This window comes from Geodermatophilus sp. CPCC 205761 (assembly GCF_051383655.1).
GTDB lineage: Bacteria > Actinomycetota > Actinomycetes > Mycobacteriales > Geodermatophilaceae > Geodermatophilus.
Genome location: NZ_JALPKQ010000020.1, coordinates 77,682 through 84,327, shown reverse-complemented (window position 1 = coordinate 84,327; position 6,646 = coordinate 77,682). Strand labels below are relative to the sequence as shown.

Below are 6,646 nucleotides of genomic sequence, written 5' to 3'. Positions count from 1 at the left end.
CGCACCTGGCGCCCCGACGGCACCGAGATCCTCATCCACCCACCGATCGACGCGGCCGCGTGACCACGGCCGCGCCCGGCCGGACCGACCCGGGTGATGGGCAGCGGCACCGCACGACAGGCAGCCCGCCCAGCTCGGCCCTAGCGTCGGCGACCGTGACGAGTCCGGACTTCTATGCCGTGGAGGAGCTCCTCGAGCCCGCGGAGATCGAGCTGCGCGACCGAGTCCGCGCCTTCTGCGCGCGGGAGGTCACCCCGCGGATCAACGACTACTGGGAGCGCGCGGAGTTCCCGTTCGAGCTCGTCCCGAAGATCGCCGGGCTCGGCATCGCCGGCGGCACCGTGCAGGGCTACGGCTCCCCCGGGATGAGCGCGGTCGCCGCCGGACTGGTCGCCGCCGAGTGGGCCCGCGCGGACGGCAGCATCGGCACCTTCTACGGCGTGCACAGCTTCCTGGCGATGCAGTCGATCGCGCTGCTGGGGTCGGAGGAGCAGCGCGAGCGCTGGCTCCCGGCGATGGCCCGGATGGAGAGGATCGGCGCCTTCGCCCTCACCGAGCCACGGCACGGGTCCGACGCGGTCGCACTGGAGACCAGCGCCCGCCGCGACGGCGACGGCTACGTGCTCGACGGTCAGAAGAAGTGGATCGGCAACGGGACGATCGCCGACCACGTGCTCGTCTGGGCCCGCGGGGAGGACGGGTCGGTCGGCGGCTACGTCGTCGACAAGGGGACGCCGGGCTACGAGGCCACCGTCATGACCGGGAAGACGGCGCTCCGCGCGGTCTGGCAGGCCGAGATCACGCTGACCGGCGTCCGGGTGCCCGCGGAGAACAGGCTGGCGAACTGCTCGTCCTTCCGGGACGTCTCCGCGGTCCTCGACCGCACCCGGTACACCGTCGCGTGGCGGGCGCTCGGACTGGCGACGGCGTCCTACGAGCTGGCGCTGGCCCACGCCCTGCGACGGGAGCAGTTCGGCCGGCCGATCGCCGGCTACCAGCTCGTGCAGGACAAGCTCGCGCGGATGCTGGCCGAGATCACCGCCATGCAGCTCATGTGCTGGCGGCTGTCGAAGCTGGCCGATGCCGGGCGCATGACCGCGGCCATGGCCTCACTGGCCAAGATGAACCACGCGGCGAAGGCCCGCGCGATCGTCGCCGACGCCCGCGACATCCTCGGCGGCGACGGCATCCTGCTCGATCACCACGTCGCGCGGCACCATGCGGACATGGAGGCGATCTTCACCTTCGAGGGCACCGACTCGGTGCAGGCCCTCATCGTGGGCCGGGAGATCACCGGGATCTCGGCGATCGGCGGCCGTCGTCCCGAGGGCCGCTGACGACGCGCCGCGGCGGTCAGCCGACGGCGCTGAGCGGCTTGCCGACCGACGTCAGCTGCTGGCACTGCGGGCAGGCCCGCCGACCGGTGCCGACCCGCGACCAGTCCTGCGATCCCCACACCTGAACGATCGCGCCGCAGGCGGCGAGCTCGACCTCGCCGTCGAGCTCGGCCGGGGGACGGTGCGCCTCGACGGCGTGCCAGGGGTGACTCTGTTCGGTCGGTCGGCCCGGCGACCAACGGTCCGGGCGGGCGAACCCCACGGCATAGGACTCCACGCGGGACCATGTGCCCGGGTTAACACGCGCGAAACAATCACGGACGGGTGAACCGGAACAGGAGTGTGCCGCCTCCCCGGCCAGGGCCAGGATCCCGACCGAGGCACCGCGGCACCTCCTCCCGCGTTACCGTCGAGGGGCACGACGCGGGAGGAGCGCACCGGTGGAACCTGTCAGCCTGATCGTCGGTGCCGTGCTGCTCGCGGTGGGGTTCCTCGGCGGCCGGCTGAGCCGGCGCACCAAGCCGGCTCCCCCGGCCCTGCCGACACCGCTGTGCGGCTGCGGCCACACGCTCAGCCAGCACGACACCGAGACCAACACCTGCTACGCCGAGCTGCGCCGCGACACCTACGACAAGCGCGGCCGGTGGTCGGGACACCAGTGGGTGCCGTGCACCTGCCGTCAGTACGTCGGCCCGCGGCCGATCGACGAGGTGTTCATGCCCCGCCTCCTGCCGCCCAGCACCGACTGAGCTCAGGCGGGCTCGAACGCGGTCAGCGCACGGGCGAGGTCCGCGAGCCGGTCGGCGCCGAGGGTGGCCGCCAGGGCGTCCTCGTGGGCGCGCACCAGCCCCTCCAGCCGGGTCAGCCGGGTGCGACCGCGCGCCGAGAGGTGCACCCGGACGCGACGGCCGTCGTCGGGATCGGGCAGCCGGTAGGCCTCCGCCCCGTCGACCAGCCCGTCCACGAGCCGGGTGAGCGTGGGCGCCGGCAGGGTCAGCGCAGCGACCAGCTCCCCCATCGAGCGCCCCGGCCCCGCGGCCAGGCAGCGCATCAGCCGGAAGACGTCGAGGGTGGCACCGTCCTCGGCCAGCACCGCGGCGACCCCGCGGGCCAGCCGGCGCTGGGCGACCGTGAGCAGCTCCACCAGGGAGGCGCCGGGACCCGCCGTCACCGGGTCTGCCTGCTGCTCGACGGACATGGCCGCACCATACTCAGCGGGTGCCCGAGCCGACCGGACCGCTGGACGCGTGGGAGGCGCTGCTCGTCCCCCGCACTCCGGACGTCGTCCGCGTCGCGCTGGCCGTTCCGCTGTCCGGACCGCTGGCGCTGACCGCGCCCTCCGCGCTGGACCTGGCCGGCCTGGCGACCGACGAGACGAACGCCGACGGCGGGGTGCGGGGCCGCCCGGTGGAGCTGGTGACCGTCGACTCCGGCCGGCCGCCGCACGTGGTCGCGGCCGAGGCGTCGGCGCTGCTCGACGCGGGGGTGTTCGACGTGCTCGTCGGCTACCACACCAGCGACGTCCACCGTGCGCTGGAGGCGGCACTCGCCGGCCGGGTGCGCTACGTCTTCACCCCGCCGCACGAGGGCGGCCGGCAGCGCGCGGGCGTGCTGCGGATCGGCTCCTCGCCGCGCGAGCAGCACGCCGCCGCGCTCGCCTGGCTGGTCCGGCACCGCCGCGCCCGGCGCTGGGCCCTGGTCGGCAACGACTACGTCTGGCCTCAGGCGGTGCACCGGGCGGCCACCGCGGTCCTGCACGGGCTGGGTGCCGACGTCGTCGGCGAGCTGCTCGTGCCGTTCGGGCCGTCCGACCCGGGCGCGATGGTGGACCTGGTCCGCCGCAGCCGCGCGGACGCCGTCCTGCTGAGCCTCGTGGGGCGGGACCTCGTCGCCTTCAACCGGGAGTTCGCCCGGGCCGGCCTCGACCACCGGGTCGTACGGCTGTCCGGGGCGCTGGAGGAGAACGGGCTGTACGCCGTCGGCGGGGACTCCACCGGGGAGCTGTTCGCCTGCATGCCGTCCTTCGCGGCCGTCGACGGCGCCGCCGACGAGGGACAGATCGACCTGCAGGAACGGCACGCCCGGCGGGCGGGACCGAGCGCACCGGTGGTCTGCGCCTATGCCCGGGGCGTCTACGACGGCGTCCGCCTCGCCGTGACCCTCCCCGGCCGCGGAGCGACGCCGCGGCCGGTCCCTGCCGCACCCCGGCTGGCCCGGGCCGAGGGGCTGTCCTTCCGCGAGGTCCGCACGGCCTGACGCGGGTCCCCCCGATGACACGCGCAGTTGCTTCCATCTGGAAACAACTGCGGCCTACTCTCTCCCCGCCCGGCCCCCGAGCCGGAGGAGAGGAGTGGCCGTGAGCGACCCCCGCACCACCCAGCACCGGACCGGCGACCCGGCCGGTCCGCTCCCGGGCGCCGCCCGGGGACCGATCCCCGCGACCGGCGACCCGGGCATCGAGGCGTTCGGCTACCGCCAGGAACTCAAGCGCTCGCTGACCTTCACCGACCTGCTGGTGTACGGCCTGATCTTCATGGTCCCGATCGCGCCGTTCGGCATCTTCGGCGGCGTCTTCCAGGCGTCCGGCGGCATGGTGGCCCTCGCCTACGCCGTCGGCGGCCTGGCCATGGCCTTCACCGCGGCCTCGTACTCGCAGATGTCGCGGGCCTTCCCGATGGCCGGCTCGGTCTACACCTACGCCGGCCGCGGCATCGCCCAGCCGGTCGGCTTCATCGCCGGGTGGATGATCCTGCTCGACTACGTGCTGGTGCCGGCGCTGCTGTACCTCATCGCGGCGATCGCGATGCACTCGATCGTCAGCTCGGTGCCGGTGCTCGTCTGGCTGATCGGCTTCGTCGTCCTCAACACCGTCGTCAACTACTTCGGCATCGAGTTCACCGCGCGGGTCAACAAGATCATGCTGGTCGCCGAGCTGATCGTGCTGGCGATCTTCCTGGTCATCGGGATCGTGGCACTGGCCGGTGGTGCCGGGCGGGGCTTCGACTTCTCGCCGATCTACAACAGCGACACCTTCTCGGTGGAGCTGGTGTTCGGCGCCGTGTCGGTCGCCGTCCTGAGCTTCCTGGGCTTCGACGGCATCTCGACCCTCGCCGAGGAGAACCGCGAGTCGGCCCGCTCCATCGGCAAGGCGATGATCGCCGCGCTGGCGCTGGCCGGGACGCTGTTCATCGTCCAGACCTGGATCGCCGCCCTCCTCGTGCCCGACCCCGACACCCTCATCGCCGAGGGCGACGCGGCGGGGACGGCGTTCTACGACGCCGCCGCGGTCGCCGGCGGGGCCTGGCTGTCGACGCTCACCGCGATCGCCACGGCCGTCGCGTGGGGCTTCGCCAACTCGCTGGTGGCCCAGGCGGCCACCTCGCGACTGCTGTTCGCCATGGCCCGCGACCGGCAGCTCCCCCACTTCCTCGCCCAGGTGCACCGCACCCGGCGGGTGCCGGTCAACGCGACCCTGCTCGTCGCGCTGATCTCCCTGGTGCTGGGCTGGTACATGACCACGCGCGAGGACGGCATCACGCTGCTCTCCACGCTGGTCAACTTCGGCGCACTGTCGGCGTTCCTGCTGCTGCACGTGTCGGTGGTCGTCCACTACGTCATCCGGCGGAAGAGCCGGAACTGGTGGCTGCACCTCGCCGTCCCCGTGCTGGGCTTCACGATCCTGGTGTACGTCGTCATCAACGCGCAGGTGGCGGCGCAGACCCTCGGGTTCACCTGGCTCGTCATCGGCCTGGTGCTCATGGCCGTCCTGCTGGCCACCGGCCGCAAGCCGGAGCTGCGCGCGGAGGAGGGCCTGTGACCGGGCGTGCGAGGTCACCGATGAGCACAGCACGGCCGCTCAGCGGGCCGACGAGCGCCCGCGAGGAGGGGCGATGACGGCGGCCCTGGAGGTCGTCGCCGTCGAGCCGACGCCCGACCAGCTCCGCTACACCTTCGGCGGCGGTGGCGACCCGCTGGTGACCGTCGCCCCAGGCACGGTGGTCGAGCTGACCACCGAGGACTGCTTCGGCGGCCGGGTGCGGGGGGTCGGCGACCTGCCGAGCGAGGTCTGCGAGTTCCCCTACCTGAACCCGGTCACGGGGCCGATCGCCGTGGAAGGGGCCGAGCCGGGCGACACGCTGGCGGTGCACCTCGTGGAGATCGCGCCGGTGCGCGACTGGGCCGTGTCGACGACGTTCCCGCACTTCGGGGCGCTGACCACCACGCACTCGACGGCGATGCTGCACGAGGCGCTCGAGGAGCTGGTCTGGGTCTACGAGGTCGACCGCGACCGGGGCACCTGCCTGTTCCGCCCCCGCCGCGGCGGCCCGGAGGTCGAGCTCCCGCTCGACCCGATGCACGGCACGATCGGTGTCGCCCCCGCCGGCGGTGAGGTGTTCGCCAGCATCACGCCGGGCGCGCACGGCGGGAACATGGACACCCCCGAGGTCCGGGCCGGGACGACGCTCTACTTCGGCGTCAACGTCGCGGGTGGGCTGCTGTCCCTCGGCGACGGGCACTGCCGCCAGGGCGAGGGCGAGGTCTGTGGCACCGCCGTCGAGGCGGCGATGCGCACGGTCGTCGTGGTCGACGTGGTGAAGGGCGGGGCGCCGGCCTGGCCGCGGCTGGAGAGCGACGAGTTCCTCATGTCGACCGGCTCCGTGCGGCCGCTGGAGGACGCCTTCCGGATCAGCCAGCACGACCTGGTCACCTGGGCCGGGCAGCTGACCGGGTGGGACCCCCTCGACGCCTACCAGCTGGTCAGCCAGGCCGGGCTGGCGCCGGCCGGCAACGTCGTGGACACGAACTACACGATGGTGGCGAAGCTGGCCAAGCGGTACCTCGGGGGCGCGATCGCCGTCGACGGCGTGCACGACCGGCTGCGGGAGACCGCCGCGGCCTACCTCGCCCAGCGCTGATCCCCGTGGCGCGGAGCCCGGCCGGGCTCCCCGCCACGCCCTGGCCTCGGTCCCGTGGGCGACCCGGTGGGGGCACTGCCCGGCGACCGGCCGGCGCGGCTGCGGGCGCTGGCCGGGCGGCTGGCCGAGGTGCCCGGCGTGCTCGCGGTGACCCTCGGCGGGAGCCGGGCACGCGGCACCCACACCCCGGACTCCGACGTCGACCTCGGCCTGTACCACCGGCCGCCCCTGGACACCGACGCCCTCGGCGTCCTGGCGCGTGAGCTCTGTGGCCCGGAAGCGCGGGTCACCGCGCCCGGCGAGTGGGGCCCGTGGGTCGACGGGGGCGCGTGGCTGCGGCTGGGCGACCTGGCGATGGACTGGATCTACCGCGACGTGGACCGGGTGGCCGCC

The 6,646-nt window shown here is 73.9% G+C and carries 7 protein-coding genes and 1 pseudogene; 6 read left to right on the top strand and 2 right to left on the bottom strand.

The genetic code is table 11. The annotated features are described in order from the left end of the window. The first annotated feature begins 155 nt into the window (after positions 1-155). Positions 156-1,337 carry an acyl-CoA dehydrogenase family protein gene (locus tag MY526_RS14200; RefSeq protein ID WP_436692984.1) on the top strand — a complete coding sequence of 394 codons (1,182 nt, stop codon included), beginning with the start codon at positions 156-158 and terminating at the stop codon, positions 1,335-1,337. Between the two features lie 16 nt (positions 1,338-1,353). Here MY526_RS14200 and MY526_RS14195 read toward each other — a convergent pair whose 3' ends face one another. Beyond that, positions 1,354-1,614 carry a hypothetical protein gene (locus tag MY526_RS14195; RefSeq protein WP_436692983.1) on the bottom strand — a complete coding sequence of 87 codons (261 nt, stop codon included), beginning with the start codon at positions 1,612-1,614 and terminating at the stop codon, positions 1,354-1,356. 163 nt (positions 1,615-1,777) lie between these two features. Between MY526_RS14195 and MY526_RS14190 the strand changes: the two genes are divergently transcribed. Further along, complete coding sequence (locus MY526_RS14190; RefSeq protein ID WP_436692981.1) at positions 1,778-2,086, top strand: hypothetical protein; 309 nt, start codon at positions 1,778-1,780, stop codon at positions 2,084-2,086. Positions 2,087-2,088: 2 nt separating this feature from the next. Here MY526_RS14190 and MY526_RS14185 read toward each other — a convergent pair whose 3' ends face one another. Beyond that, entirely contained in the window at positions 2,089-2,535 is a 447-nt protein-coding gene (locus MY526_RS14185; RefSeq protein WP_436692979.1) for a MarR family winged helix-turn-helix transcriptional regulator, read from the bottom strand. A 20-nt stretch (positions 2,536-2,555) separates the two neighbouring features. On the opposite strand from MY526_RS14185, the gene MY526_RS14180 reads away from it, so the two are divergent. The 4 genes and pseudogenes from MY526_RS14180 to MY526_RS14165 all read left to right on the top strand — a co-directional run. Then, a complete protein-coding gene (locus tag MY526_RS14180; protein WP_436704156.1) occupies positions 2,556-3,593 on the top strand; it encodes an ABC transporter substrate-binding protein in 1,038 nt (345 codons plus the stop codon). Positions 3,594-3,693: 100 nt separating this feature from the next. Next, complete coding sequence (locus tag MY526_RS14175) at positions 3,694-5,154, top strand: APC family permease (RefSeq protein ID WP_436692974.1); 1,461 nt, start codon at positions 3,694-3,696, stop codon at positions 5,152-5,154. A 73-nt stretch (positions 5,155-5,227) separates the two neighbouring features. Further along, positions 5,228-6,253 carry an acetamidase/formamidase family protein gene (locus MY526_RS14170; RefSeq protein ID WP_436692972.1) on the top strand — a complete coding sequence of 342 codons (1,026 nt, stop codon included), beginning with the start codon at positions 5,228-5,230 and terminating at the stop codon, positions 6,251-6,253. Positions 6,254-6,307: 54 nt separating this feature from the next. After that, a pseudogene (locus MY526_RS14165) lies at positions 6,308-6,430 on the top strand (hypothetical protein); the annotation flags it as partial. Positions 6,431-6,646: the final 216 nt, after the last annotated feature.

What these genes read in the sequence shown, in the direction of transcription:
- MY526_RS14185 (WP_436692979.1), bottom strand. Translation starts at nt 2,535, where the DNA reads ATGTCCGTCGAGCAGCAGGCAGACCCGGTGACGGCGGGTCCCGGCGCC.
- MY526_RS14170 (WP_436692972.1), top strand. Translation starts at nt 5,228, where the DNA reads ATGACGGCGGCCCTGGAGGTCGTCGCCGTCGAGCCGACGCCCGACCAG.